Below are 25,919 nucleotides of genomic sequence, written 5' to 3'. Positions count from 1 at the left end.
ATCCCGCCGAGACGCCGACACCCGCAGCACCCGAGGTCCTGTCCCACGGCGCCGGCAGGATGCGCGTCCGACTCGACTGGATCGCCGGCAGTGACGTCCGCGCGGTCGCGGTCGAGGACTTTCTCGACGCCGTTCCCGGTGTCCGCGCCGTGCACGCCTTCCCTCGGACGGCGTCCGTCGTCGTCTGGTACTCCCGCTCCCGTACCGACGCCGCGTCGGTGCTGGCCGCGCTGACGGCCGTACCCGCGGCGACCGCGCTCACGCCGGGCCAGGCCGCGGTGCGCACACCACGGTCGGCAGACGTCGGTACCGGCGAGCTGCTGCGCATGACGGTGGGCGGAGCGGCCCTGGTCCTGCTGGGCCTGCGCCGGTACGCGCTGCGCCGACCTCCCGTGCTGGGCCCCACCAGTCGGCTCGTCGCCACCGGGGTCACCGTCTTCACCGGCTATCCCTTCCTGAAGGGCGCCGTGCGGTCCCTCACGGGAGGCCGCGCGGCCGGAACGGACGCCCTGGTGTCCGCGGCGACGGTCGCGAGCCTCGTCCTGCGTGAGAACGTCGTCGCCCTCACCGTGCTGTGGCTGCTGAACATCGGCGAGTACCTCCAGGAGTTGACGCTGCGCCGCACCAGGCGTGCCATCTCGGATCTGCTCAGCGGCACCCACGACACCGCGTGGATCCGGACCGGTGACGGTGCCGAGGTCTCCGTGGACATCGACTCGCTCGAGGTCGGCGACGAGGTCGTGGTGCACGACCACGTCGGAGTCCCGGTCGACGGCACCGTGATCGAGGGCGACGCCGTCGTCGACCAGTCCGCCATCACCGGCGAGACGCTGCCGGTCACTGTGACCGTGGGGACCCGGCTGTCGGCCGGATCCGTCGTGTTGCGCGGCCGCGTCGTCGTCCGCGCGTCGGCCGTGGGTCGCGACACGGCGATCGGCCGCATCATCGCCCGGGTCGAAGAGGCGCAGGAGGATCGCGCGCCCATCCAGACGGTGGGCGACAACTTCTCCCGTCGCTTCGTGCCCGCGTCGTTCCTGCTCTCGGCCGCCACGCTGCTCGTCACCCGTGACGTCCGCCGGGCCATGACCATGCTGCTCGTCGCGTGCCCGTGCGCGGTCGGTCTGTCCACCCCCACCGCCATCAGCGCTGCCATCGGCAACGGTGCCCGGCGCGGAATCCTCATCAAGGGCGGGTCCCACCTCGAACAGGCAGGCCGTGTCGACGCCGTCGTCTTCGACAAGACGGGAACGCTGACGGTCGGGCGCCCGGTGGTGACCAACGTGATCGCGTTCCACGACGCGTGGGAGCCGGAGCAGGTGCTCGCCTATGCGGCCAGCTCCGAGATCCACTCTCGGCATCCGTTGGCGGAAGCCGTGATTCGCAGTACCGAGGAACGTCGCATCGAGATTCCACCGCACGAGGAGTGCGAGGTGCTCGTCGGGTTGGGCATGCGGACCGTCTCGGACGGCCGGACGCTGCTGCTGGGCGGTGCGTCGCTGCTGCGCAGAGAGAACGTCGAGGTCTCCGAGGAGGCGTCCGACTGGGTGTCCCGTCTGCAGCACCGTGCCGAGACGCCACTGCTCCTCGCGGTCGACGGCGTGTTGGTCGGGCTGGTCAGTCTGCGCGACGAGATCCGCCACAACGCCGCCGAGGTACTGCGCGCGTTGCGGGCCGACGGTGTGTACCGCATCGTGATGCTCACCGGGGACAACCCGGCCACGGCCGCCGCCGTCGCGGCCGAGCTCGGTATCGACGAGTGGCGCGCCGAGGTCATGCCCGAGGACAAGCTCGACGTCGTCCGCGCCCTGCAGGCCGAGGGCCACATCGTCGCGGTCGTCGGCGACGGCACCAACGACGCGCCGGCGCTCGCGGCCGCGGACATCGGCATCGCGATGGGCGCCGCCGGGACGGACGTCGCGGTGGAGACCGCGGACGTCGCTCTCGCCGGGGACGACCTGGCGCGACTGCTCGACGTGCGCGCGCTGGGGCGGCGCTCGGTGGCCGTCATCCGCCAGAACTACGCCATGTCGATCGCGGTCAACGCGATCGGGCTGGCCGTGAGTGCCGGCGGAGCGCTGTCACCGGTACTCGCGGCGATCCTGCACAACGCGTCGTCCGTCATCGTCGTCGGAAACAGCGCGAGACTCATCGAGTACAGGCCCGGATCCGGGTAGGTTCGACAGGATGACGACCACCGCACCGCGCACCACCGCAGCACCCGTCGGACCACTCGATCTCTTCGCCGCCGACTCCCTGCTCGACGAGGACGAGCGGGACATCGCGGCCACGGTCCGCGCGTTCGTCGACAAGCGGCTCAAGCCCGAGGTGGGGGACTGGTTCGAGGCCGGCACGCTGCCGCGGGAGATCGCTCGCGAGTTCGGCGGCATGGGTCTGATGGGCATGCACCTCGAGGGGTACGGCTGCGCCGGGACCAACGCGGTGAGCTACGGCCTCGCGTGCATGGAACTCGAGGCGGGTGACAGCGGGTTCCGGAGTTTCGTCTCCGTGCAGGGCTCGTTGTCCATGTTCTCGATCCACCGCTACGGGTCGGAGGAGCAGAAGCAGGAATGGCTCCCGCGTCTCGCCACCGGGGAGGCCATCGGGTGTTTCGGACTGACCGAGGCCGACTTCGGTTCCAACCCGTCCGGGATGCGCACCCGTGCGCGACGGGACGGCGACGACTGGATCCTCTCCGGCTCCAAGATGTGGATCACCAACGGCACCCTGGCCGACGTGGCGACGGTGTGGGCGCGGACCGACGAGGGCTTCCGTGGGTTCGTCGTGCCCACGGACGCACCGGGATTCGCCGCGCACGCCATCGGTAAGAAGCTGTCGCTGCGCGCCTCGGTGACAGCGGAACTCGTCCTCGACGACATCCGGCTTCCGTCGTCGGCGATGCTGCCCGGTGCCACCAGCCTCGGAGCTCCGCTCTCCTGCCTCAACGAGGCGCGGTTCGGCATCGTGTTCGGCGCTCTCGGCGCAGCGCGGGACAGCCTCGAGACCGCCATCGCGTACGCGAATTCTCGCGAGGTGTTCGACCGGCCGCTCGCGAGTTTCCAGCTGACGCAACAGAAGCTGGCCGACATGACACTCGAGCTCGGCAAGGGGTTCCTTCTCGCCGTCCACCTCGGCAGGATCAAGGACCGCGGTGAGATCACGCCGGATCAGGTGAGTCTGGGCAAGCTCAACAACGTCCGCGAGGCCATCGCCATAGCCCGCGAGTGCCGCACGATCCTGGGCGGTAGCGGCATCACTCTGGAGTACTCACCTCTGCGGCACGCCAACAACCTGGAGTCCGTGCTCACGTACGAGGGGACCAGCGAGATGCACATGCTGTCCATCGGTAAGGCGCTGACGGGACAACAGGCGTTCCGCTGACCTGTCACCGCTTCTTCGCGGTCTGCTTCCTGTTCTCCTTGTCGATGGCGTCGACCAACTCGTCCTTGGTCATCGTCGAGCGGCCGTGAACGTCGAGGTCGCGAGCGACCTCCTCGAGATGCTTCTTCGACGCGTTCGCGTCGACGCCGCCCGCGCTGCGGCCCTTCGGATTCGGGCCGCCGCTCTCGGCGCGCTCGTCGGAGGGGCCTTTCTCGTCCTTCGGCTCCCAGTGGTCGCCCACCTTCTCGTAGCTGTGCTTCAGCGAGGAGTAGGCGACTCGGTGCGCCCGCTGCTCGTCGTCGTATTCCTCCTCCGCGGAGTCGAGTGTCTTCGCGAAGGTGCGCTGCGCCTTGTCGTCCGATTTCTGCAGGGTGGAGGGCAGCTCCGACTCGATGGGCTTGCCGTCGTCGTTCGTGGTGGGCACGACTGCCTCCTTCTCTCGGGTCCTGACGTCGGGTCTCGTGTCCAGGTGGCCTACCCGCGTCCCGAGACGCGAAAACCCTGCCGACGTCACCGTCTCAGCGGCACCGTCTCGCCGCGCCCGACGTAGGTGATGCGGTCACCGAGACCTCGCGCGCGCATCTCGCGGGAGAAGTCGGACAGGGGAGAGGCGAAGACACCGTAGTCGTCGACATGCACGGGCAGTACCTGCGCCGGGTCGACGAGCTGCATGGCGTCGGTGCCCTGGCGGCCGTCCATCGTCACCATCGCTCCCCAGCGCGGGTTCTGCCCGAACGGCAGGGTGGTGCCACCGAGGTGCACGACACCGGTGTCGATGTCCGGACAGCGCGTGGGGATCTCCCGAAGCTCGTCGACCATCAGGGTGTCGCCGGAGACGTACACGCGCAGGTCGACGGTGTCGGACTCCGCGGATCCGAACTCGAGCATCGTGCCCATCACCGGCGGAAGCACCCGCAGACGCTGTGCCCAGACGGGGCCGTGCCGACCGGGCATCGCCGTGATCGTCACGACCTGCTCTCCGACTCGCAGGCGTCGTGATTCCCACGTCGACAGTCCGGTCGCCGCCTCGAAGCCGCGACGGGTCAGTTTCGAGGCAGCGTGACCCGTGGTGAACACCGGCAGCGACCGGTCGAGCCCGCTCTGTGCGCGCCGGTCCCAGTGGTCTCCGTGCATGTGCGACAACACGATCGCGGACAGCGGTGGCAACTCGTCGATCGAGACGGCCGGATCGAGACGGCGTGTGGAGAACAGACCGTGACCGAGATAGGCACGCTCGCCGACGTGCAGGAAGTTCGGATCGGTGAGCAGCGTGATATCGCCGTAGCTCACCAACCCGGTCGCGTTACCGATGAACGTTTAGCTGCCGTGGGAGACCATGCCGGCGGCTTCCCTGCCGACATGGTCCCAAACGACCTGGTTCTACTTGGACAGCGTGAACTGCATGATGTCGATGGTTCCGCGGCGGAACTGCTTCGCACATCCGCCGAGGTACTTGATGTAGCGCTCGTAGACCTCGTCGCCGGCGATCGCGATGGCCTCGTCCTTGCGGGCCTCGAGGTTCTCCGTCCAGATCTCCAGCGTGCGGGCGTAGTGCTGCTGCAACGAGTGCACCCGGTCGACCGAGAACCCGACGGACGTCGCGCGTTCCTGGATGGTGCCCGGGCGCTCGAGCTCCCCGCCGGGGAAGATCTCCCGGAGGATGAAGCGCATGAAGACGGCGTCGCGCTTGTCGACGGCGACACCCTTTTCCTCCAGATCGTCCAGTCCGTAGCCGACGATGGTGTGCAGCAACATGACTCCGTCGGAGGGGAGCAGCGAGTGCGCCTTCTCGAAGAACGGGACGTGGCGCGCGCGACGGAAGTGCTCGAAGGCGCCGATGCTGACGATTCGATCGACCGGCTCGTCGAACTCCTCCCAGCCCTGCAGGCGTACCTCGGCCTTGCGGTCGCCCGTGAGGTCGTCCAGACGGGACTGGACGCGTCCGAACTGGTGCTCGCTGAGCGTCAGGCCGACCACGTCCACATCGAACCGCTCGCGGGCGCGGATCATCGCGGTTCCCCATCCGCAGCCGACGTCGAGCAGGCGCATGCCCGACTCGAGGCCCAACTTGTCCAGGGCCAGATCGATCTTCGCGAGCTGTGCCTCCTCGAGCGTCATGTCCTCGCGCTCGAAGTACGCACAGCTGTACGTCCACGTGGGGTCGAGGAAGAGCGCGAAGAAGTCGTCGGACAGGTCGTAGTGCGACTGAACGTTCTTGAAGAAGGGCTTCAGGTCTGTCATGTGGTCTAGCAACCTCACACTCGACGGGCAGGAAGGAGCGACGGCACACCCTCCCCCGGGGATGTCTGTCATGCGCGAATCTACGGTCTTCCCAGTCGATCCGCGCTCGGAACCGCCAGGTCGACGCGCTAAACGAACCTGCGGTCCGAGTCTCGCGCGTCCGTCGTGGTCGGCCCCGGTTCTCGGCTCCCGCAGGTTGTCGAAGGTCCGTTTCGAGGCTGTCACTCGGTGATGTCGCGCTCCTCCAGGATCGTGGTCGCCAGGGTGCGGTAACCGTGTTCGGGAAAGTGCACGGTGACGCGCTCCGCATCGGCCGACACCACGTTCCCCGCGCCCCAGTCGCGGTGATGCAGCGTGTCGCCGGGCCGGTAGCTCGTGTCACCGCCGTTGACGTCGGACTCGGCCGCGGTGCCGGACTCGCAGGTGTCGCACCGACCACAGAGTTGCTCCGTCACCTCGCCGAGGTACTCGAGGAGCACCTGTCGTCGGCATCGCCGTGTCTCGGCGTAGGTCCGCACCATCTCCACCCGCGATCGCGCCGCCGTCTCCTGCCGGCGAGCCGCCTCCAGTGCGCGCTCGACGGCCTCGGTCGTCGAGAGGCTGCCGGGCACCCACCCGGCGTCCGTGTGGTGCACGGCGTCGACGTGATCGAGCAGCTCCAGGGCGGTCTCCACAGCGCGCGGTGACAGGTCGGGCAACCCCGTGAGCGACTCGGTCGACATCGGTTCCGTGGCGGACCGCAGCGCCCCCTGCACCGCCTCGAGCGCATCTCGGCGCGGTCGGCGAGTGGCGAAGAACGACGGCAGCCCCAGGTCCTCGGCGCGAAAGTGCAGGACGGCAGCGGCGTCCGCACCGTCGCGACCGGCGCGGCCGAACTCCTGGTAGTACCGCTCCAGCGAATCGGGCGGTGCAGTGTGGACGACGAACCGGACATCGGGCTTGTCGATGCCCATCCCGAACGCCGACGTGGCCGCGACGACGTCGACCGTCCCGGCCGCGAACGCCTCGTGCGCCTCGTCGCGCGCGGACCGCGGCAGACCGGCGTGGTACGCGAGCGCTCGGAGGCCGCGCTCCGCCAGCAGAGCCGCGAACTCCTCCGCCTGCACGCGAGTGGCGGTGTACACGAGACCGGTTCCAGCCTGCCCGTTTGATTCCGACCGGCCGCCGGACTCCGAGCGCCGGACGACATCGTCCACGGCCGCCCGGAGTGTCATGTCCGCGTCGTGGTGCCGGACGACGGACAGCCGGATCTCGGGCCGATCGAAGGAGCCGACCACCGTCAACGGATCGAGCATGCCGAGGCGCGTCGTGATCTCGTCACGGATCGGCGGGGGGAGCCGTCGCGGTGACGGCGATGATCGGCGGGCGTCCGATCGCCTCGGCCACGTGACCGAGACGAAGGTAGGCCGGACGGAAATCGTGGCCCCGGGCGGCGATGCAGTGGGCCCCGTCGACGGCGATGCACGCGACGCCGAGTGCGCGCAGCCGATCCTGCACCTCGTCCCGAGAGGCTGATTCCGGCGTCAGGTAGACGATGGTCGCCTCACCGCGAGCGAGGGACTCCCACGAACGCTCGTTCTCGGTGTCGCTCTGCCCGGAGTGCACCGCGACCGCCCGCACGTGTGTCGACCGACGACGCAGACCGTTCACCTGATCGCGTTGCAACGCGATGAGCGGGCTCAGGACGACGGTCGGCCCGTCGAGCAGCGACGCGGCGACCTGATAGATGGCCGACTTGCCGAAACCGCTCGCCAGCAGTGCCAGCACGTCTCGTCCGGACACGACGGCATCGATCGAGTCACGTTGTCGCGGATGCAGTTCGGCATGATCGAGCGCCCGCGCGGCCGCATCGATGTCGGGCGGTGGGACGGTGTCGGGGCTCACGAACGCCCAGGTACCCGCGAGTGGGCGTGCGAATCCTGCGCGGCCGCACCGTCAGAAGCGGCGCGTCAACCGCAGCCGCAGTGGTCGGCCGTCGGGGTCGACCACCAGCCGGTAGAGGAGCGAGAACACCCGCTGCTTCCACAGCGGCGGCACCTCGATGGCATGCATGCGCAACCGTCCCCGCGGGCGATCACCGTCGCGGCCCCCGTCGTGCCACGCGTCGAGCTCGCTGACCTGCTCGGCGACCGCGTCGAAGCAGTCGTCCGGGTCGAGGAGGTCGGCGACGTCGGCGTCCGCGCCGCTCCCACGGGACAGGTGTTCGGCGAGGAGCTCGAGGCGGAGATCTCGGGCGAACACCCGCGCACCGTCACCCAGGCCACCGGGATCGACGGGCTCGCGCGCATCCCGCTCCTCGTCGACCACGGCCGCCGTGAGCTCCGAATCGTGCGTCCAGGAGCGGCGATTGAAGTTGTCGCTACCGACGGCCGCCCACACGTCGTCGACGATGCAGACCTTGGAGTGCACGTAGACCGGCACGCTGTCGTCGTTCTCCACGTCGAGGACGAGCACCCGGTCGGCGCCCGCGTCGCGTAGTAGGTCCAACGCGGCGGCGTGACCCAGGAGCGACGGCGGGATGGTCATCGCACTGTCGTCGTCGAGGTGCCGGGGTACCACGATGATCATGCGGAGCCGGGGCGAGCGCCGCAGCGCACGCGCGAAGACCCGCGCGACGTCCACGGACCACAGGTACTGGTCCTCGATGTAGATCAGGCGCTCGGCGCGACCGAGGGCTTTGGCGTATGCACGGGCGGCGCTGCGCTCGCCGTCCTGCGCGAACGGGTAGGACGGTCGGCGACGCGGGTAGGTGCGGAGCAACTGCACCGAGCACGTTCCCGTCGCCTCCGGGTCGGGGAGGGCAGCGGGCAGCTCGGACGGCTCGCGCCGGTGCCGGCGGACGACGTCGCTCACCACGTGCCACGGCAGCCGCGACAGCGCCGCCGGATCCTCCCAGCGCTCCCGGAAGGTGTCCTCGACGTCGCGCACGGCCGGACCGCGCATCTCGAGCTGCAGGTCGTGCCAGGCGGGGGTCTCCCCGTACTCCGGCGGAAACGGTCGGCTCAGGGCATCGCCGTGATGGTGCGCATCGTCGCGTCGCGACCGGGCCAGATCGATCCCGCCCACGAAGGCGACGTTGCCGCCGGGCCGCGACGCGGAGCGCATCACCACGAGCTTCTGATGATGGGACCCGAAGGCCAGAACGCGCTGATCGAGAACGCACTCACCGCCCGCGTCCTCGAGCGCGGTCGCGAGGGCACTGTTCTTGCCGCCGGTGTATCCGAGGCCCTCCGCGTGCGAGCGCCACAGCAGACCTCGGACGACGACACCGCGCGTCGCGGCACCGGTCAGCGCGTCCTCGACCGTCGGACCGCGGTCGGTGAGCACCTGCTCCGGGTCGCCGCGCCAATCGGTGAACAACACCAGATCGTCCGGTTTCGCGTCGGCCAGGTGCTCGTTCAGCACGCGGAAGTAGGTGTCGCCGTGCACGAGAGCGACGCAACGGTTGCCCTCCGTCCAGGCGCGGATGCGAGTGTCCGGGTTGGCGCGCTCCTCCGCGGACAGGAACCAGGGATGCGTCTCGTCGTCGAAGTCGATGTCGGCGAAGATCGACGACCGACCCAGAGCGTTCGAGATGCGGTCGACCGCCGTCATCAGCACGTTGCCGCGCGGTGGTGCACCCGTCTCGACCGCGCGTCGTCCCGACCCGTGCGTCACGCGACGCGTGCCGCGGGTGGGAGGGACTCGGTGCCGCCGGTGGGCCACGCCAGAGGGTCGGAACCCAGGGCGTGCAGCTGACGGACCTGGTCCTGACACCACGGCGACAGATCGCTCTCGCCCGCCAACACGGTCGCGACGAACTCGTTCCACGGTTCCCAGCGGTAGTCGGCCACCTCGTCCGGTCGCGGATCGACGGTCCTGTCGTCGTGCAGGACGAGGAACACCGGGCAGATCTCGTACTCGACCACGCCGTTGTCCATCACGGCGCGGTACCGGAACGACGGGAGCACCGGAGCCGCGCTGTCCGCACCGATACCCAGTTCGTGATCGAGGCGCCGCAGAACCGCGGAGTCGAGACGCTCACCCGGCGCGGGGTGTCCGCAGCACGTGTTGGTCCAGATTCCGGGCCAGGTGCGCTTGTCGTGCGCCCGCTGTGTCACCAGGACCTCGCGCTCGCGGTTGATCACGTAGCTCGAGAACGCCAGGTGCAGCGGTGTGGCGTCGTGATGCACAGTGGCCTTGTCGTGGGTGCCGATGGCACGGCCGTCCTCATCGAGCAGTACTACGAGTTCCACACGTGTCCCTTCCGGATGTACGACCGGCCTCCGGTCCAGAGTAGTGGTCGCTCAGCGGGGCCGAGACGGGCGGACGGACACCACCTCGTGGGTGCGCACCGGCCCGGCGACGCGGGCGTGGCACGTGGTGAGGATCGGCGCCGACCGAGACTCCTGGAGGACCACCTCGACGGTGTCCCCGTGGTGGTCGAGGAGGACGTGTCGCCGACCGTCCGGGCCGGGAGCCTCCGACAGGGGATGCAGGGTGTCGATGGCGAAGTCCTGCAGGACGGTTCGTGCGGCGTGCTGGGCCACCTGCACGGCCCCCGAGAGCGCACTGCGGCCGCGCAGGAACTCCGGGGTGACGAGTCCGTCGTGGTGGCGGCGCAGGATGCGGACGACGTCCGCGTCGTCGACGTTGCCGTAGTAGAGACCGTGCGGCAGGACGATCATCGTGCCGGCGAACCGGTCGCCACCGAGGTGCGAGCACTCCCACACCTCGCCGGGGTACGCCGACACGGCCGGCCCGAGGATCGTGCGACCGCGGACGGCGCAACAGCGGTCGTGCCTGCCGTGGGTGCACACGGCCACGATGGTCTCCGTCGACGCGGTACCCGACGATCCGTCGAGCGGGACGTCGAGCAGTTCGGCCGCGTCGGACACCTCGCCCCGGTGCACGCTCTCGTGCCCCGGCCGTGCGTCCACCGACGCCCACCGCCACCGGCCGCGGCCTCGGCGACGGCCGGGCTCCCGGACGGCGAGGGGGCGGAATCCGGCACTCTCGATGCGGCGCACGAGCGCTCCACCCAGTACGGGATCGAGGACGGACGGGGAATCGAGGAACGCCGACGGGCCCCAGCTTCCCGCGAGCTCGACGAGGAACCATCGTTCTCCGCGAGAACCGCTTCCCGCCAACGTGTCTCCCCGATCACGAGCATTGTCGCTGCACGGGCGCCACGCCGCGGTGGTGCTCACCGGCGTCGTCACGATCGGGCGACGACGAGACCCTCGCGGAGCAGGCGACGCACCACGACGATCGCGTCCTGATCGTCGAGACCCGTGAGGTCGCCGACCGCACAGTCTTTTCCGCTGTGCAGCTGCCGAACGGCGTCCGCCGCGATCGAGGGCAACGTGACCGTCTTGGTCCGCGTCGTCACGGCGACCGACTCGGGCGACTGCGTCACCCGCGCGGCGAGCCCGGATCGCCACGTCACCACGGTGGCCGCGGTCAGGCCGGCCATCGTGCGGACGGTCTCGAGAGGACGCACCGGGGCCGGCCGCGTGACCTCGACGAAGCGACGGCCGACTCGCTCTGCTGCCGCCCGCGCTCGACTGTCGCGGCCGTCGGTCTCGGCGAGGGCCGCGGTCAGGTCTGCGATCAGCGCGCGCACGTGCGGTGCGACGGCGTCCGGATCGGTCAGATCGAGCCCCACGGGCAGCGGGGCCCGGAAGCTCGCGTCGTCCGCGAGGGTGCCCAGCACGTGATGCAGCAGGTCGTACCGGGTGAAGGCCGACATTCCGACGGTCAGATGGATCGAGGTGTCACCCAGGGCCTCGGCGGAATGGATCCAGCCACGCGGAACGTACAGCGAATCACCTTCGCGCAGAACGACGTCGAGGGTCGGGTCCGTGCGCGCCATGGCGGCGACGGCGTCCCGGCGATCCGACCACGGCTGGTTCGACAGTGGATGCTCGTGCACCGGGGGGTGCAGGATCCACCGCTTCTCGCCGGCGATCTGGAGGACGAAGACGTCGTGCACGTCGTAGTGGGGATCGAATCCCCGCGAGGACGCGGGGGTGATGTACGAGTTGACCTGCACCGGGTGGCCGAGATCGGCGACCAGGTCGCCGGCGAAGTGGATGAGGGGAGGCCACAGTCGATGGAGTCCTTGCAGGACGAGGGTGTGGCCGTCCGCGAAGGCCGCCAGAATTCCGGCGGAGTCGAGCTGGTCGGTCACCTCGGCCCCGAAGCCACCCGAATCGGTGAACTGACTGCGGTCGGTCAGTGCGCCGTTCCGGGCCATCCGGGCGAACGGAGTGCGCACGCCGCGTTCGGACACCAGCTCGTCAACGGCGTCCGTCGACAGCAGATCGGTGAACGGAGTGGGTAGATCGACCGCGCGCGTCAGGAGCGGCGCGCGACCCCAGTGGTCCTCGGCGAAGGCGCGGGGCTCGATGCTCAGAAGACGACGCAGCGCGGACCGGTCTCCCGGTCCGCGCTCGTCATCGGTCGGTCGGCTCAAGCCGTACCGTCCGCACCGCCGTCGTGGCCGTCGGGGTTCGAGCCGCCGTCGGCCGGGCCCTCGCCGCTGGCCGCGGAGCCGTCCGCGCCGCCGTCGTGTCCACCCGGATTCGAGCCGCCGTCCGCGGGGCCCTCCGTGCTGGACGCGGTGCCGTCGGCGCCGCCGTCGTGACCGTTCGGGTTGGAGCCGCCGTCGGCGGGGCCTTCGCCGCCTGCTGCTCCGGAAGTGGTGATGTCGTCGTCGTTGATAGCCATCGTCTACCTTTCAGTCGTCACGACCGGACGCCGGAATTCCGGCGTCGGACACACATCGAACGTCCCCGTTCTACAGGAGACAGGTCACGTGTTGACGATTTCGGGACTTCTCAAACTCCGTGTCCACCGCATCGCCGCGTAGAGCACGCCGCCGACCAGGAGCAGCACGCCGGCACGCAGCCATGTCTGTGCGGTCTGCTGCGTCGCGAGCACGCCGCAGCTGATCAGAGCGAGCACCGGAAGGATCACCGGGGTGCGGAAGTGCGGGTGGTCCACCTGGTCCTTGCGCAGCACCAGCACGGCGAGGTTGGTGCTGACGAACACGATCAGGAGCAGCAGGACGACGGTCTCCGCGAGTGCTGCGACCGTGCCGGTGGCCGCGAGAATCATGGCCACCACCGTGGTCGCGACGATGGCCACCCACGGTGTCTGCCGCCGTGGCAACACCCGGCCCGCGACGGCGGGCAGCAGTCGTTGTCCGGCCATGCCGTACGTGAGGCGACTGGCCATGATCATGGTCAGCAGGGCGCCGTTGGCAACGGCGATCAACGCGACGAGTCCGAACAGCCTGTCGGGGACACCGACGTCGGCGGCCGAGACGACGGCGAGCAGGGGCGCCGAGGTGTCCGCGAGGTCGCTCGCGGGCACGACCGCACTCACTGCGAGTCCGACCGCGACGTAGACCGAACCGGCCGCCGCCAGGGAGAGGAAGAGCGCGCGAGGGTAGACGCGGTGCACGTCCCGGACCTCCTCCGCCATGTTGGCCGAGGTCTCGAACCCGACGAACGAATAGAAAGCGAGCAGTGCCGCCGCGAGGACCGCCACGGCAGGGTTCACGGCGTCGGTGAACTCGAGGGTGCGGCCGAGATCGCCGTCGCCGCGACCGAGCACGATGCAGGCGAGGACGACGACGAGGACGAGTCCGCTGACCTCGACGACGGTCATGACCAGGTTCGCCCGCATCGACTCCTTGATGCCACGCGCGTTCAGCAGAGCGACGACGGCGAGGAACACCAGCGCGGCAGGAACCGTCGGGACGTCGAGGAAGGCGCCCAGATAGTCACCGGCGAAGGCGACGGACAGCCCTGCCGCACTCGTCACACCCGCCGCCAGCATCGAGAATCCGACGAGGAACGACACCACCGGCCGTCCGAAGGCTCGCTCGGCGAACACGGCGGCGCCACCCGCACGCGGGTACTTGGTCACCAGCTCGGCGTACGAGGCCGCGGTGAGCATGGCCATGGCGAGGGCTACCAGCAGCGGCACCCACACGGCACCGCCGACCTCGCCGGCGATCTCGCCCACGAGTGCGTAGATGCCCGCTCCGAGAACGTCACCCAGGATGAAGACGAACAGGAGTTTGCCGGTGACGGCGCGACGCAGACCGGGGGAGTCGCCCGGGGCCGCAGGGTCGTTCAGGTCGGTGCTCATCGCAGCCGGTTACCCGTTCGCGGGGCCGTTACCCACGCGCACGATCCGGCGATCCGGGTCGTTTGTCGGGTCCGCCTCCGGGTAGCCGGGGCGCGACAAGAGCACGACCCCCGAGCACTGTCGGGAGCCTTCATGTTCCGTCACACCGACCACCTCCAGTTCGACGTGAAGCCGGAGAAGCCGGATCCCGTCTACGCCCGCAAGCTGCAAGAGTTGATCGGCGGCGCGTACGGCGAGATGACCGTCACGATGCAGTACCTGTTCCAGGGATGGAACTGTCGCATGAAAGGCAAGTACAAGGACCTCATCATGGACATCGCGACCGAGGAGATCGGTCACGTGGAGATGATCGCGACCATGGTCGCGCGGCTCCTCGAGGGCGCACCGGCCACCGAGTCCACCAAGAACGCTGCCGCCGATCCCGTCGTCGCCGCGGTGCTGGGCGGGATGGATCCGCAGCAGGCCATCGTGTCCGGCGGCGGACCCACCCTCGCCGACAGCAACGGTGTCCCGTGGAACGGGCGCTTCATCGTCGCCAGCGGCAACCTGCTGGCGGACTTCCGCGCCAACGTCGCGGCGGAGGCGCAGGGCCGCGTGCAGACCGCACGCCTGTGGCACATGACCGACGATCCCGGTGTCAAGAACATGCTCGAGTTCAACCTCGCCCGCGACACGTATCACCAGAACATGTGGCTCGCGGCCATCGAGGAGTTGCAGGCGGACGGTCTGGAGGGTGTGGTGGCGCCGAACGACCTGTTCGACGAGGAGTACGACGAGCACGCGAGCACGCTGTGGCATCTGTCGGACGGCACCGAGTCCGACAAGGGCCGGTGGGCGCACGGCACCGCACCCGACGGCCGCCACGAGAACAGGTTCCTCGCCGATCCGCAGCCGCTGGGCAACAAGCAGAGCGGACCGCCGCCGGACCCGAAGCTCTACGCCACCTACGACGGTGGACTCGGCGAACCGTCGAACGCGGCTCTCGGCACGGAGAAGGGCGTCATGGGCAAGATCAAGGAGACGTTGGACCCCGACGCCGGCTGATCGGCCGACCCGAACGACGAAGAACCCCGGCGCCGATACGGCGCCGGGGTTCTGTCAGGTTGATGTGGATGGTGCGAGTCGATCCGGAGAACAGGCTCCGCGTGATCGTCCTCGCGTCGGAATGAACACGTGTCTCGTCGTCACCGCGTTGATACGCACCACCTGCCTCGAGTTCGTCCTACGACCTGTTCGGCTTGCGTCTCCGACGATAACCCCGCGGAGTGACGCTGTCCACACCTGCGTCATGACGACGTCATCCGGCAGTCGTCGCGCGTTCGTTCGGGACGCAGTGCGTCATCTGCAGGTCGGCGACGTCGCGGGGGCCGTTCTTCCCGAGATTCGCGCGCCGCCGGTCCTCCTCCTCCGACAGGGTCTGCGATGCGAGCGGTTCGAGTCCGCGGACGTCGTCGGCCGAGATGCCCAGCCCCTCTCCCACGCGGGCGCCGAGTTCGTCGTCGGCCATGAAGAAGTGCCAGACCATCCGCTCCTGCACCTCGCGCGTCGCCTCCGAGATGTTCGCGACGAGATTCGCCACGAGGTCGTCCTTCTCCCACTGGTCCATCAGCTGGTACCGCTGACCGGCCTGCTCGTAGTCGTTGGTGCGATCGATCCGCTTGCGGGTGAGGCGGCCGTGGATTTCCGGACCCTGCTCGTCGTGCGTCGGGTACTCGGCCTCACGGAGACCGCCCGTGATGGAGGGCTCGTAGTTCACGTGCGGATTGCTGCCGGTGTTGTCCACCGAGTACTGCATCTGGCCGCCCTGCTGGTTCGTGGACACCCGCGCGTTCTTCGCCTGGTTGACGGGCAGCTGCAGGTAGTTCGGCCCCACGCGGTAGCGCTGGGTGTCCGAGTACGAGAAGGTCCGGCCGACCAGCATCTTGTCGTCGGAGAAGTCCAGGCCGTCGACGAGCACACCGGTGCCGAACGAGATCTGCTCGTTCTCGGCGAAGTGGTTCGAGACGTTGCGGTCCAGCACCATGCGGCCCACCACCTTCGGCGGGAACTCGTTCTCCGGCCACACCTTCGTGTCGTCGAGCGGGTCGAAGTTCAGCTCGGGATGCTCGTCGTCGCTCATCACCTGCACGCGCAGTTCCCATTCAGGGAAATCGCCGCGCTCGATGTGCTCGTACAGATCCTTGCTCGCATGGCCCAGATCGTTCGCCTGGATCGCGGCGGCGTCCGCCTCGGTGAGCGACGCGACTCCCGCCTTCGGGATCCAGTGGTACTTCACCAGGTGAGTCTCGCCCTCGGCGTCGACCCACTTGTAGGTGTTCACTCCGAAACCCTGCTGCGTCCGGTAGTTGGCCGGAATCCCGCGGGGGGAGAACAGGTTCACGAGCATGTGGGTCGCCTCGGGCGTCTGCGACATGAAGTCGAAGATGCGCGCGGGCTCCTGCCGGAACGTCACCGGATCCGGCTTGAGCGAGTGGATGACGTCGGGGAACTTGATGGCGTCACGGATGAAGAAGACGCCCAGGTTGTTTCCGACGAGGTCCCAGTTGCCGTCCTCGGTGTAGAACTTGATCGCGAAGCCGCGGGGGTCACGCGCGGCCTCGGACGAATCGCGCCCGCCGATCACCGTCGAGAACCTGACGGCAAGGTCCGTGCGCTTGCCGGCCTCGGCGAACAGCTTCGCGCGGGTGTACCGCTCGATGGGTTCGTCGCCCCACTTCCCGGTGGCCTCGAAATAGCCGTAGGCGACGGCTCCGCGGGCGTGGACGACGCGCTCCGGGATGCGCTCGCGATCGAAATGGCTGACCTTCTCGAGGAACTGGTAGTTCTCGAGGGTGGCCGGACCGCGTGAGCCCACGGTGCGCTGGTTCTGGTTGTCGTAGACGGGATGCCCTTGACGATTGGTGAGGATGTCCCGGTCGTCTGCCGGTGTCGACCCTTGCGACGCGACGTCTGTCATGTGTCGGCTCCTTGACTGCTCTGTGGAACGGAGGCTTCGTGCAGCGGACCGCGTACCCGACACGATCGCGAGAAAACGTGATCGGACAGAATCCCGGAATGAGGACGAGTGCCGGTGTGCTGCTGTTCCGCGGGGGTGGGGGCGAGCTGGAGGTGCTGCTGGCTCATCCCGGCGGACCCTTCTGGGCGCGCAAGGACGCCGGCGCCTGGTCCATACCGAAGGGCGAGTACGACGCCGACACCGAGGATGCGCGCACAGCGGCGGCCAGAGAGTTCGTGGAGGAACTCGGGTCCCCGGTGCCCGACGGGGACTGGATCGATCTCGGCACGGTCGCGCAGTCCAGAGCCAAGTCGGTTCGTGCGTTCGCCGTGCGCGGCGAACTCGACCCCTCGACCGCCGTGAGCAACAGTGTGGAGATGGAGTGGCCACCCAGATCGGGGCGACGGCTGGTGTTTCCCGAGGTCGACCGCGTGGAGTGGTGTGATCGCGAGTCCGCGCGGCGTCGGCTGCTGAGCGGGCAGGTTCCGCTTCTCGACGCCCTCGACCGCCACCTCGAGCAGCTCTGAGGCGCACGTCGCGCGGGCGGAGAACCTGTGTGCAGAGATCCGCGGTGAACGCGGATCTCTGCACACAGACCGTCGACGCATCGCGGAGCGGACTGGTCGCCGACGTGATGAGACGGATCGCTCAGCCCACTCAGGCGGCGCCCTGACCTCCGCCGCCGCCCTCGGTCATGCCCTCGTCACGGTCACCGTCGGCGTTGCGGAACTCGTCGAGTGTCGCCTCCGCCGCGTCGCCGGTCTGTTCGGCGGCACCGTCGGAGGAATCGTGGAGATCGTCCTGATCCGGCCCGCCCTCACGCCGCTCGGGGATGTCTCCCGCCGCTTGCTTGGCCTCGTCGATCTTCTCCTGCACGGAGTCGAGCATCGTCTCGTCCAGTTCGTCGGCCATGAGAACTCCTTCGATCGCGGGGAATGTGCCTCGTCACACTGCGTTTTCCCCGTTGTACCGGCGGGTAACCACGATCTGTCACCGAATGACACGGAGCGGTCGTTCCGGCTGCTCTTGCACCGAGACTCAACTTCCATCACAGGGGGCACATCACATGGTCAGCACCACCGCACACACCGAACGGGCGACGCTCGTCGCCCAGCTTCGCGCTCTGCTCGCGCTCACCAACACCGAGGTTCAGGTGGCCGAGACCCGCGTCGCACAGGCTCGGACGGAAGCTGTCCGCGAGGAACTGCTGCAGAACGCGTCGAACGGACGCGATCGCGCTGCTCGCATCGATGCCGCCATTCGTGAACTCGGCGGCTTCCCCGGCGTCGTCGCACCCGTCGTCGGGCGCCTCACCGCGCTGCTCAAGGCCATCGGCGAGCAGGCGCAGCCGTTCGACGAGGCCCTTCTCGGCGATCTCGCGCTGGAGCACCAGCTGCTCGACCGCGCCCGTTACGTCAAGGCTCTCGCCACGACCGCGTCCACGCCGGGCGTCGTGTCGCTCGCAGACGATCTCGTGACCGCCCACACGGCGACCGTCGAGTGGCTCACCACCGTCCTCGCCGAGGACGCCCTCGGTGGACCGGCCGCACTGCGTCGCACGCCGATCCAGGCCGCCACCGGTGCTGCCGTGCGTCTCATCAACACGCCGGTCACCTGGTCGTCGCGAGGTGTCGACCGCGTCGTCGGCACGGCGAAGGACGTTCCCGCGAAGGTGTCCACCCTCATCGGCCGCGGCCAGCGCGCGACCGAACTGGCCGTCGACACCGTCACCGCGAGCCGCGACGCGGCACTCGAGACGGCCGAGGAGGTCACTCGTGACGGCGGCGCGACCGGTGTCGCCGACGCGATCCACCGCACCCGTGCGGCCGGCGGGACGCTCGAGGAGCACGAACTTCCCATCGCCGACTACGACGGTCTGAACGTCGCCGCAGCAGTCGCCGAGATCAAGGAACTGACCGATCCGGCAGATCTGCGCACCGTGGTCGCCTACGAGGAGCGCAACAAGAACCGCCACTCGGTGGTCTCCGGCGCGCAGACTCGTCTGGCAGCGCTGGCGAAGGACATCGTCGGCATCTCCTGATCCACGTCACACGGAAGCCCCCGAGGATCATCGATCCTCGGGGGCTTCGTCGTTCGTCGGTCCGGTCAGCCCGCACGCCTGGTCGGGGTGTCGGCATGCCCCGGTCGTTCTCGGCGGGAGGGTGCCGAGTCGAGGGGAACCGGTCGTGCAGTCGCCGTTCCGCACTGTGCCATCACGGCCTCCCACCATTCCTGCCGCGGACCGGACTCGGTCCAGACCACCGTGTCGATGTCCATCTGTTCATCTCCTGTCGAAACACCGGAATGCGTCGACGCCTCACTTCTCGAGCGCTGTGAGGGGGATTACCCGTTCGGAGCAGGATCACACCGACCGACCGAGACGGTCAGCGCCACCACGTCTCACTGGGGGTGACCGGAGTGGTGCGCTTGTGCCGGGTCTTGACGAACCAGTTCTCGATGGTGGCGGCGGCCTCGTCGGGCACGTCCTCGCCTTCGAGGTAGGCGTCGATCTGGGCGTACGTCACACCCAGTGCCTCCTCGTCGGGCAGCGCCGGCCGGTCGTCCTCGAGGTCGGCCGTGGGTACCTTCTTCCACGTGCTCTCCGGGGCACCGAGCTCGCGCAGCAGGGCCGCACCCTGGCGCTTGGTCAGGCCGGTCAGCGGTGTGAGGTCCACACCGCCGTCGCCGTACTTGGTGAAGAACCCCGTCACGGCCTCGGCAGCGTGATCGGTACCGACGACGAGCAGGTTCCGCTCGCCCGCGAGCGCGTACTGGGCGACCATCCGCTCGCGTGCCTTGATGTTGCCGCGAACGAAGTCGCGCAGTCGATCGACTCCGAGGGCCGTGGCAGCTGCCACGCCTGCGCCGTCCGCGGACGGCTTGATGTCCACCGTCACCGTGGTGTCGGGGCGGATGAAATCGAGCGCAATCGCCGCGTCGGCCTCGTCCGCCTGCTCACCGTAGGGGAGTCGTACGGCCATGAACGTCGCGTCGCCGCCGCCGGCGCGAACGCGTTCCGCGGCGAGCTGGCACAGGCGTCCCACGAGTGTGCTGTCCTGTCCGCCACTGATGCCGAGTACGAAGCCGGCAGTTCGGGTGGCGACGGCGTAGTCGGCGAGAAAGCCCACCCGCGTGTCGATCTCCGCTGCGGGATCGATGGTCGGACGGACCTCGAGTTCGGTTCTAATGGTGTCGCGAAGGCTTGGCATGACTCAACGCTAGCGCCGATCCTCCGCGCGTGCCGGGGATGTTTGTCACCGGACGGAGCGGGAAGGACTACCGGTCCGTGCAGCACTGAGAGAGGAAACGGAAGACACATGTCTCACCACGTCGAGACCGAGGAACTCATCGAGGGCGAGGCGGCCGAACCGGAGCAGCGCGTCGACACCGACGAGGATCTCGCCGAGCTCTGTTCGGAGATCGCGGAACTCGCACTCGAACGCGACCTCCGTATCGCCACCGCCGAGTCGCTCACCGCCGGGAACATCGCTGCCAACCTGGGCCGCGCGTCGTCGTCCGGAACGTGGTTCCGCGGGTCGATCGTCGCCTACGCCAGTGAGGTGAAGTACTCGCTGTTGCAGGTACCCCGCGGCCCCGTGGTGAGCGAGGAGGCCGCCACGGCCATGGCGAGCGGAGCGGCGTCGGCGCTCGGCGCGGATCTCGCCGTGGCCGTCACCGGTGAGGCGGGACCGGAGACGAACGAGGACGTGGAACCCGGAACGGTCTGGTTCGGCATCGCCGACCACGGGACGACCAGCGCGGAGCGCGTGGTCTTCGAGGGCGACCCGAAGGACGTCCTGGCCGCGACCATCGAACGCGCGCTACGTCTGCTGCGCGACCACGCCCGGTCAGGCGCCCAGCGCGAGTAGGGCGATGTCGTCGATCGGAGAGAGGTCGGGGATGAGGGCGACCAGATCCTCGACCATCTTCGTCGTGGACAGTCCGAGGCGGGCCTGCGTGAACTGCGCGAGACCGTCCTCGCCGAACATGGTGCGCCCGTCGGGACGTGCCTCGGTGATGCCGTCCGTGTAGAGCAGCAGTGTCTGCCCCTCCTGCAACCGGAAACTGCACGCACTGAAGGTCGCGTTCGGCAGAGCGCCGACGAACATGCCTGTACTGGAACGGATCTCGTGCACCTCGCCGCGAGCGGGATCGAGGAGCAGGGCGGGCGGGTGCCCGCCCGTCGCCAGTGTGACGCGGAAACCGCCGCGAGGATCCGGGGTGATCACACCGAACAGCACGGTGCAGAAACGCTGATGCGAGGTGTCCATCAACAACAGTCGATTGAGCTCGGCGAGCCCCTCCGTCGGATCGTCGTGGTGCAGCGCCGCGGCCCGCAGGGTGTAGCGGACCAGCGAGGTGACGGCCGCGGCGCCGGCGCCGTGCCCCTGGACGTCGCCGAGGAAGAACGCCCACCGGTCCTTGCCCAGCGCGAAGACGTCGTAGAAGTCGCCGCCGACCTGCAGCGGTGACGAGGCGTGGTAGTGCGACGCGAGCGTCAGACCCTCGATGGTGGGAAGGGAGGGTGGGAGCAGCGTGCGCTGCAGCACGGCGGCGTAGTCACCGATGATCGCGGAGTCCGCCTCGGCGCGCGTGCGGAGTTCCCGCTCGGCGCGCACGGTGGTCGCGGCCGACAGTCGCAACTCGAACTCGTCCATCGCGATGTCGGCCAGTTCCATCAGGATGTCCGCGCGATCGTCGGACACCGTGCGCGGCACCACGTCGTAGACGTTGACCGTGCCGAGCCGGAAGCCGTCGGCGGTCACGATGGGGGCGCCGGCGTAGAAGCGGATGCCGAGATCGCCGCGGACGAAGGCACTACCGGCGGTGGCCGGGTTCGCCAGGGTGTCCGACGCGACGAAAGGCCCGTCGTGCGTCATCGCCATCGTGCACAGGGCGTCGTGACGTTCGGTGTGGTCCGGGAGCCCGTCGCCGTAGGTGGCGGTGAACCGCACCAGGTCGGCATCGATGATGGACACGGACGCGTACGGCGCGTCGAACCAGCGGGCCGCGAGGCGGGCGATGCGGTCGAAGGCGCCGTCGGCGGCGGTGTGCTCGACGTCGTACCGGGCCAACGCGGCCAGGCGTGCCGCCTCGGCGGCCTGCGCGAGGTCGGGACCGAGATCGAGGGCATCGATCGCCGTTCTCGACGTGGCACGGCGCGGGGAGTCGAACGCGTGGGACGAGAGTGCAGTCACGAAGCCTCCGGTGAGACGAGAGCGGTAATGCTCTCCCCGGGGCTGGAGGAGGAGAGACTCACGGGGAGCCTCAGCAATCGCGTACGAGTCTACGAGACCTGATCGTCGGTGTCGATGCCGGATGTCGGTGCCACGTCCCATGCCATGGTCACGGTGGTGCCCGAGTCGGCGGACGACAGCGTGACGTCGTCCGACAGGGTCTCGATCAGCGGCAGACCGCGGCCACGGAGGGGCCCCGGCGACGAGTCGGACCACGTTCCGTGATCACGGACGGCGACCTCGAGCCGCGCGGAGTCGTAGGTGGCCTGGAGGTCGAAGACGCGTCGACCGGTGGTGGCGGCATAGGCGTGCTCGACGACGTTGGCCATCGCCTCGTAGACGGCGAGCACGATGTCGTACGTCCGCGCCGTGTCGAAGGGCGTGTGCGTCAACCACGCACCGAAGCGGACGCGTGCGTCGGTGATGCGCTGCGGTTCGGCGTCGAGATCGGTGAGGGACAACTGGGTGGGGGGCTGGTGGTGCTCAGTCGTCGCGTCGTCGATCACGAGGGGAGGAGTACCCCACGCGTGCCCGGTCCTCACACCGGGAGCGCTGCTCATGCGAGGTCGTCGACGGGCGAACCGGACGTGGTGACGGCCGCGAGCGCCGCCTCGCGGGTGTCGAGCACGGGGAACGTCTCGTCGAGACCGACCAACTGCAGGGGGCGAGCGGTGGCCGCACCGCGGGCGACGACGGCGAAGGCGACGTCGTCGCCCACCGCCTGATGCGAGGTCACCAGCACGGTCATACCGGCGGACGCGAGAAAATCGACACCCGTCAGATCGATGATCAGCGCGCTCGACGCCGTGGTCCGTACGGCGTCCACCGCGTCCTGAAGAATCGGCGCGGTGGCCAGATCGAGTTCGCCCACGACTGTCAGGATCGCTGCGTCGTCGTGCCATTCGGTGTCGACACGGAATGCGTCCGTGGTGTTCTCGGCGATCGACATCGGATGTCCTGCCTTTCGGTGTTCGGTCCAGAAAGGCCATTCAAGCAGCCGAGTCCGACCGATGCCACACCGGCTCCGAGCGCCGGGTGGGGAGTTTGACGGGGTTTTTCCAGGGTATCGAGCCCCGATGAGCAGCATCGGTACGGACGGCCGACGCGTTCTCGTCGCGGGCTGGTGACAGGGCCTCACACCCGGTCCAGCTGGTCGTCCCCCGATACGTCCGCGGTGTCGGTGGAGGTCGGCTCCGGAAGCAATGACCGGTAGACCCGATCGGTGTCGACGGCGATCTGCTCCCACGAATACCGGGCGCGAGCGCGATCGGCGGCCGACATGCCGCAGCCGGTGCGTCGACCCTCGTCGTTCAGCAGGCGACGGACGGCGTCGGCGACGGCGGCAGGTGTGCGGCGATGAACCAGCACGCCGGTGACACCGTCGATCACGGTGTCGAGGAAACCGCCGACCGCGGTGGCTACCACAGGGATCCCGCACGCCATCGCCTCGAGCGGCACGATGCCGAACGGCTCGTACGTGGGAGTGCAGACCACGATGTCGGCGGAGCGGAGAAGGTCGGGCATCGCCTCACGGGAGACCTGCCCGACCAGGCGGACGCGGTCGGCCACACCGTGGGCGATCGCGATCTGCTTCAGGCGTCGAGCCTCGTCGTCGTCCGAGACGTCGCTGCGCTCGCCGCCGGCGATGATGAGGTCGGTGTCCGGAATCGACGCGAGAGCCGCGATCATCAGGTCGAAACCCTTGCGAGGCACCAGACGGCCGACCGCGACCAACCGCCGCCGTCGCGCGGGGCCGGGAGAGCTGACCGGCGCCGGCTGGAACTTCTCGAGGTCTACGCCGCACGGCACCACCGACACCCGTCGGCGCGGTATGCCCATCCGGACCAGTTCGGTGACCTCGTCCGAGCACGTCGCGACGACGTGATCGGCTCCGCGTGCGACGAGCCGCTCCATCTTCGCCCGGCTCGGCGGTGACGTGTCCCGAGGTCCCTGGTGCCGGCGTTCGACCACACCGAGCGCATGGAACGTCACCACGGTGGGAATCGCGAGCGGCCGCGCCGCGAGTTGGGTAGCGAGGCCGGACATCCAGAAGTGGGCGTGGACGACGTCGGGCCGGTCTCGCGTCCAGTGCTCGGCCAGCTGAGAGGTGAAGTCACCCGTGTGAAGAAGGAGTTCGTCCTTCGGTACCGGCTCGGGCGGACCCGCCGGAACATGTACGACGCGGTAGCCCTGACTGACGACGACCTCGTCGTGCTGCTCGCCCGAATCGCGTCGGGTGAACACAGACACCTCGTGGCCGCGGTCGACGAGGGCGGCGGCGAGGCATCCGACATGGACGTTCTGCCCCCCGGCGTCGATACCGCCGGGCGCGGCGAGCGGACTTGCATGTTCTGACACCATGGCGATGCGCATGAGGAATCCGTCCCTCGGATCGTGCGTTCCGAGTCGTCGCTGGTGACTGAACGACGTCTCGCTGCTGTCGGTGGTGCAAGTCGAGGTCGGCTGGAGACCGGATCGGACAGAACGTCGGGCCCGCGGGTATGTCGAGAGCAGGCGGAAGTACGCGGGCCGTCGAACACCGTGAGTGATGAACACGCCGACGAGCTAGGTCGTGAATATCCCGAATCGAGAGAAGAAAACATCCGAACGCCGATCGGCTCCGAATGCCTGCTCCTCATCTGACGTGGGTGTCACTTCAGCGGATCGTGTCCCCAGTTCATCAGCGAGTAGCGCCACCGCGAGTGCTCCACGTCCTTCGAGGGGCCCTGGGCGCGATGTCGGTGCACGTATCCGACGACCTTGCGCATCGCGGCGATGTCGTCGTCCGTGAGATCGGATTTCTTCGTGTCCAGGATCGAGGTGATGCGCCGCCCCATCTCGTGCCCCGTCGACTCACCGTCCTTCGAGTCACCGACGGAGCGGGACTCGTCGGTCGTCAGCCAGTCCTCGAGCTCCTTCCTGGTCATGGTGACCGCGTCCTTCCAGTCGTCCCACACGTCGTCCACCGTCTCGTTCCTCTGCGTCATGACGCATCGCGTTCCCCGGAAGCGACGGCGACAATCACGATCTGTCGGCGCACCGACGCGGCGGGTCGACACCCGACGTGACCGCGCCCGCGCACCGCGCCCGTGCGACCATCTGCCGATGAGTGTGTTGGTGTGCTTTCATGCCCATCCCGACGACGAGGTGTTCGGCACCGGCGGGATCATGCGGTCGGCGGCCGACGCCGGCCACCGAGTGGTGCTGGTGACGGCGACGGACGGTGCGCTCGGTGAGGTGCCCGACGGCCTGTTGACCGAGGGCGAGTCGCTGCACGATCGGCGGCAACGTGAACTGGAGCGCTCGGCCGAGGTGCTGGGGGCACAGCGCGTGGTCGTGCTGGGATACGCGGACTCGGGGATGGCCGGGACCGAGGGCAACACGAACCCGCACGCCTTCGCCAACGTGGATGTCGAGGAGGCCGCTCGGCGGCTCGCGGACGTTCTCGTCGAGGAGCAGGCCCGTGTCCTGACGGTCTACGACTCGCACGGTGGTTACGGCCATCCCGACCACGTGCAGGTGCACCACGTGGGGGTGCGCGCCGCGGTCATCGCCGAGGTGCCGTTCGTCTACGAGGCGACGATGAACCGTGACCGCATGCGCGAGATGATGACGGCGAACCCCAACTGGGATCCGGGCGAGAACGAGGACGCCTCGCAGCTCGACATCGAGGCGTTCGGCCTGCCCGAGTCGGAACTCACCACCGCGGTGGACGTGTCCGGTGTCCTGGCCGCCAAGCGTGCGGCGATGGTGGTGCACGAGTCGCAGATCGGTGACTTCGGCCCGTTCATCCCCATGTCGGACGAGGATCTCGCGTCCGCGTTCGGCACCGAGTGGTTCCGACGCATCGTGCCCCCGGTCGACGCGCCCGGCGCCGTGCGGGAGACCGCACTGCCCCTGTAAATCCGGCACCGGGGGCGGTTTGG

The 25,919-nt window shown here is 68.9% G+C and carries 26 protein-coding genes; 7 read left to right on the top strand and 19 right to left on the bottom strand.

From position 1 onward, the window contains the following. The first annotated feature begins 59 nt into the window (after positions 1 to 59). The gene (locus QE449_RS15500; protein WP_307109737.1) at positions 60 to 2,174 is read left to right on the top strand and encodes a cation-translocating P-type ATPase; all 2,115 of its coding nucleotides are present in this window, start codon (positions 60 to 62) and stop codon (positions 2,172 to 2,174) included. Positions 2,175 to 2,184: 10 nt separating this feature from the next. After that, on the top strand, positions 2,185 to 3,378 hold the full coding sequence (locus QE449_RS15495) for an acyl-CoA dehydrogenase family protein (RefSeq protein WP_307109094.1): 1,194 nt from the start codon (positions 2,185 to 2,187) through the stop codon (positions 3,376 to 3,378). A gap of 4 nt (positions 3,379 to 3,382) precedes the next feature. Here the strand turns inward: QE449_RS15495 and QE449_RS15490 are convergent, their stop codons facing one another. The 11 genes from QE449_RS15490 to QE449_RS15440 all read right to left on the bottom strand — a co-directional run bounded on the left by QE449_RS15490 (position 3,383) and on the right by QE449_RS15440 (position 13,761). Continuing rightward, a complete protein-coding gene (locus QE449_RS15490; protein WP_307109093.1) occupies positions 3,383 to 3,802 on the bottom strand; it encodes a ChaB family protein in 420 nt (139 codons plus the stop codon). 86 nt (positions 3,803 to 3,888) lie between these two features. Then, complete coding sequence (locus QE449_RS15485; protein WP_373428303.1) at positions 3,889 to 4,668, bottom strand: MBL fold metallo-hydrolase; 780 nt, start codon at positions 4,666 to 4,668, stop codon at positions 3,889 to 3,891. 90 nt (positions 4,669 to 4,758) lie between these two features. After that, positions 4,759 to 5,619 (bottom strand): cyclopropane mycolic acid synthase family methyltransferase, encoded by an 861-nt coding sequence (locus QE449_RS15480; protein WP_222646100.1) that lies wholly within the window; start codon positions 5,617 to 5,619, stop codon positions 4,759 to 4,761. Between the two features lie 221 nt (positions 5,620 to 5,840). Next, positions 5,841 to 6,914, bottom strand: a complete 1,074-nt coding sequence (locus QE449_RS15475; RefSeq protein ID WP_307109092.1) for a DUF3553 domain-containing protein — start codon at positions 6,912 to 6,914, stop codon at positions 5,841 to 5,843. A 22-nt stretch (positions 6,915 to 6,936) separates the two neighbouring features. Beyond that, the gene (locus QE449_RS15470) at positions 6,937 to 7,503 is read right to left on the bottom strand and encodes a DEAD/DEAH box helicase (protein WP_307109091.1); all 567 of its coding nucleotides are present in this window, start codon (positions 7,501 to 7,503) and stop codon (positions 6,937 to 6,939) included. Positions 7,504 to 7,554: 51 nt separating this feature from the next. Continuing rightward, positions 7,555 to 9,213: a phospholipase D family protein gene (locus tag QE449_RS15465; protein WP_307109735.1), complete on the bottom strand. Its 1,659-nt coding sequence runs from the start codon at positions 9,211 to 9,213 to the stop codon at positions 7,555 to 7,557. 59 nt (positions 9,214 to 9,272) lie between these two features. Continuing rightward, positions 9,273 to 9,854, bottom strand: a complete 582-nt coding sequence (idi, locus tag QE449_RS15460) for an isopentenyl-diphosphate Delta-isomerase (RefSeq protein WP_027503978.1) — start codon at positions 9,852 to 9,854, stop codon at positions 9,273 to 9,275. 51 nt (positions 9,855 to 9,905) lie between these two features. Continuing rightward, entirely contained in the window at positions 9,906 to 10,808 is a 903-nt protein-coding gene (locus QE449_RS15455; protein ID WP_307109090.1) for a sucrase ferredoxin, read from the bottom strand. Positions 10,809 to 10,816: 8 nt separating this feature from the next. Continuing rightward, complete coding sequence (locus tag QE449_RS15450) at positions 10,817 to 12,076, bottom strand: cupin domain-containing protein (RefSeq protein WP_307109089.1); 1,260 nt, start codon at positions 12,074 to 12,076, stop codon at positions 10,817 to 10,819. Further along, positions 12,073 to 12,330, bottom strand: a complete 258-nt coding sequence (locus tag QE449_RS15445) for a hypothetical protein (RefSeq protein WP_027503975.1) — start codon at positions 12,328 to 12,330, stop codon at positions 12,073 to 12,075. Before QE449_RS15445 ends, QE449_RS15450 begins: the two co-directional genes overlap by 4 nt. Before the next feature lie 84 nt (positions 12,331 to 12,414). Further along, entirely contained in the window at positions 12,415 to 13,761 is a 1,347-nt protein-coding gene (locus QE449_RS15440; RefSeq protein ID WP_307109088.1) for an APC family permease, read from the bottom strand. A 132-nt stretch (positions 13,762 to 13,893) separates the two neighbouring features. Between QE449_RS15440 and QE449_RS15435 the strand changes: the two genes are divergently transcribed. Then, a complete protein-coding gene (locus tag QE449_RS15435) occupies positions 13,894 to 14,805 on the top strand; it encodes a manganese catalase family protein (protein WP_307095137.1) in 912 nt (303 codons plus the stop codon). Positions 14,806 to 15,058: 253 nt separating this feature from the next. Here the strand turns inward: QE449_RS15435 and QE449_RS15430 are convergent, their stop codons facing one another. Further along, positions 15,059 to 16,717 carry a catalase gene (locus QE449_RS15430; protein ID WP_222638228.1) on the bottom strand — a complete coding sequence of 553 codons (1,659 nt, stop codon included), beginning with the start codon at positions 16,715 to 16,717 and terminating at the stop codon, positions 15,059 to 15,061. 98 nt (positions 16,718 to 16,815) lie between these two features. On the opposite strand from QE449_RS15430, the gene QE449_RS15425 reads away from it, so the two are divergent. Beyond that, a complete protein-coding gene (locus QE449_RS15425) occupies positions 16,816 to 17,283 on the top strand; it encodes an NUDIX domain-containing protein (RefSeq protein WP_307109087.1) in 468 nt (155 codons plus the stop codon). 130 nt (positions 17,284 to 17,413) lie between these two features. Here the strand turns inward: QE449_RS15425 and QE449_RS15420 are convergent, their stop codons facing one another. Then, complete coding sequence (locus tag QE449_RS15420; RefSeq protein ID WP_027503971.1) at positions 17,414 to 17,668, bottom strand: hypothetical protein; 255 nt, start codon at positions 17,666 to 17,668, stop codon at positions 17,414 to 17,416. 154 nt (positions 17,669 to 17,822) lie between these two features. On the opposite strand from QE449_RS15420, the gene QE449_RS15415 reads away from it, so the two are divergent. Next, positions 17,823 to 18,797: a ferritin-like domain-containing protein gene (locus QE449_RS15415; protein WP_307109086.1), complete on the top strand. Its 975-nt coding sequence runs from the start codon at positions 17,823 to 17,825 to the stop codon at positions 18,795 to 18,797. 343 nt (positions 18,798 to 19,140) lie between these two features. Here QE449_RS15415 and nadE read toward each other — a convergent pair whose 3' ends face one another. Further along, positions 19,141 to 19,965, bottom strand: coding sequence for an ammonia-dependent NAD(+) synthetase (nadE, locus tag QE449_RS15410; RefSeq protein WP_027503969.1), 825 nt, complete (start codon positions 19,963 to 19,965; stop codon positions 19,141 to 19,143). A gap of 108 nt (positions 19,966 to 20,073) precedes the next feature. Between nadE and QE449_RS15405 the strand changes: the two genes are divergently transcribed. Continuing rightward, entirely contained in the window at positions 20,074 to 20,625 is a 552-nt protein-coding gene (locus QE449_RS15405) for a CinA family protein (RefSeq protein WP_081821031.1), read from the top strand. Here QE449_RS15405 and QE449_RS15400 read toward each other — a convergent pair. From QE449_RS15400 to QE449_RS15380, 5 genes are all read right to left on the bottom strand, one after another. After that, positions 20,605 to 21,954 carry a PP2C family protein-serine/threonine phosphatase gene (locus tag QE449_RS15400; RefSeq protein ID WP_307109085.1) on the bottom strand — a complete coding sequence of 450 codons (1,350 nt, stop codon included), beginning with the start codon at positions 21,952 to 21,954 and terminating at the stop codon, positions 20,605 to 20,607. The genes QE449_RS15405 and QE449_RS15400 overlap by 21 nt on opposite strands. An 89-nt stretch (positions 21,955 to 22,043) precedes the next feature. After that, positions 22,044 to 22,553, bottom strand: a complete 510-nt coding sequence (locus QE449_RS15395) for an ATP-binding protein (protein WP_204866650.1) — start codon at positions 22,551 to 22,553, stop codon at positions 22,044 to 22,046. Continuing rightward, positions 22,550 to 22,942 carry an STAS domain-containing protein gene (locus QE449_RS15390; protein WP_051612937.1) on the bottom strand — a complete coding sequence of 131 codons (393 nt, stop codon included), beginning with the start codon at positions 22,940 to 22,942 and terminating at the stop codon, positions 22,550 to 22,552. The genes QE449_RS15395 and QE449_RS15390 overlap by 4 nt, the downstream gene beginning before the upstream one ends. 185 nt (positions 22,943 to 23,127) lie before the next feature. Then, on the bottom strand, positions 23,128 to 24,366 hold the full coding sequence (locus QE449_RS15385; protein ID WP_307109084.1) for a glycosyltransferase: 1,239 nt from the start codon (positions 24,364 to 24,366) through the stop codon (positions 23,128 to 23,130). Between the two features lie 278 nt (positions 24,367 to 24,644). Then, positions 24,645 to 24,980 carry a DUF3140 domain-containing protein gene (locus QE449_RS15380; RefSeq protein ID WP_307109083.1) on the bottom strand — a complete coding sequence of 112 codons (336 nt, stop codon included), beginning with the start codon at positions 24,978 to 24,980 and terminating at the stop codon, positions 24,645 to 24,647. 118 nt (positions 24,981 to 25,098) lie between these two features. Between QE449_RS15380 and QE449_RS15375 the strand changes: the two genes are divergently transcribed. Continuing rightward, complete coding sequence (locus tag QE449_RS15375; protein WP_222638212.1) at positions 25,099 to 25,896, top strand: PIG-L family deacetylase; 798 nt, start codon at positions 25,099 to 25,101, stop codon at positions 25,894 to 25,896. Positions 25,897 to 25,919 lie beyond the last annotated feature (23 nt).

It is taken from the genome of Rhodococcus sp. SORGH_AS_0303 (assembly GCF_030819335.1).
GTDB lineage: Bacteria > Actinomycetota > Actinomycetes > Mycobacteriales > Mycobacteriaceae > Rhodococcoides.
This window is presented reverse-complemented; position numbering and strand designations above follow the sequence as displayed.

Coding starts and splice junctions, on each gene's coding strand:
- QE449_RS15500 (WP_307109737.1), top strand. CDS start 60: ATGCGCGTCCGACTCGACTGGATCGCCGGCAGTGACGTCCGCGCGGTC.
- QE449_RS15495 (WP_307109094.1), top strand. CDS start 2,185: ATGACGACCACCGCACCGCGCACCACCGCAGCACCCGTCGGACCACTC.
- QE449_RS15480 (WP_222646100.1), bottom strand. CDS start 5,619: ATGACAGACCTGAAGCCCTTCTTCAAGAACGTTCAGTCGCACTACGAC.
- QE449_RS15475 (WP_307109092.1), bottom strand. CDS start 6,914: ATGCTCGATCCGTTGACGGTGGTCGGCTCCTTCGATCGGCCCGAGATC.
- QE449_RS15465 (WP_307109735.1), bottom strand. CDS start 9,213: ATGACGGCGGTCGACCGCATCTCGAACGCTCTGGGTCGGTCGTCGATC.
- QE449_RS15445 (WP_027503975.1), bottom strand. CDS start 12,330: ATGGCTATCAACGACGACGACATCACCACTTCCGGAGCAGCAGGCGGC.
- QE449_RS15440 (WP_307109088.1), bottom strand. CDS start 13,761: ATGAGCACCGACCTGAACGACCCTGCGGCCCCGGGCGACTCCCCCGGT.
- QE449_RS15435 (WP_307095137.1), top strand. CDS start 13,894: ATGTTCCGTCACACCGACCACCTCCAGTTCGACGTGAAGCCGGAGAAG.
- QE449_RS15430 (WP_222638228.1), bottom strand. CDS start 16,717: ATGACAGACGTCGCGTCGCAAGGGTCGACACCGGCAGACGACCGGGAC.
- QE449_RS15425 (WP_307109087.1), top strand. CDS start 16,816: ATGAGGACGAGTGCCGGTGTGCTGCTGTTCCGCGGGGGTGGGGGCGAG.
- QE449_RS15420 (WP_027503971.1), bottom strand. CDS start 17,668: ATGGCCGACGAACTGGACGAGACGATGCTCGACTCCGTGCAGGAGAAG.
- QE449_RS15415 (WP_307109086.1), top strand. CDS start 17,823: ATGGTCAGCACCACCGCACACACCGAACGGGCGACGCTCGTCGCCCAG.
- nadE (WP_027503969.1), bottom strand. CDS start 19,965: ATGCCAAGCCTTCGCGACACCATTAGAACCGAACTCGAGGTCCGTCCG.
- QE449_RS15405 (WP_081821031.1), top strand. CDS start 20,074: ATGTCTCACCACGTCGAGACCGAGGAACTCATCGAGGGCGAGGCGGCC.
- QE449_RS15395 (WP_204866650.1), bottom strand. CDS start 22,553: ATGAGCAGCGCTCCCGGTGTGAGGACCGGGCACGCGTGGGGTACTCCT.
- QE449_RS15390 (WP_051612937.1), bottom strand. CDS start 22,942: ATGTCGATCGCCGAGAACACCACGGACGCATTCCGTGTCGACACCGAA.
- QE449_RS15385 (WP_307109084.1), bottom strand. CDS start 24,366: ATGCGCATCGCCATGGTGTCAGAACATGCAAGTCCGCTCGCCGCGCCC.
- QE449_RS15380 (WP_307109083.1), bottom strand. CDS start 24,980: ATGACGCAGAGGAACGAGACGGTGGACGACGTGTGGGACGACTGGAAG.
- QE449_RS15375 (WP_222638212.1), top strand. CDS start 25,099: ATGAGTGTGTTGGTGTGCTTTCATGCCCATCCCGACGACGAGGTGTTC.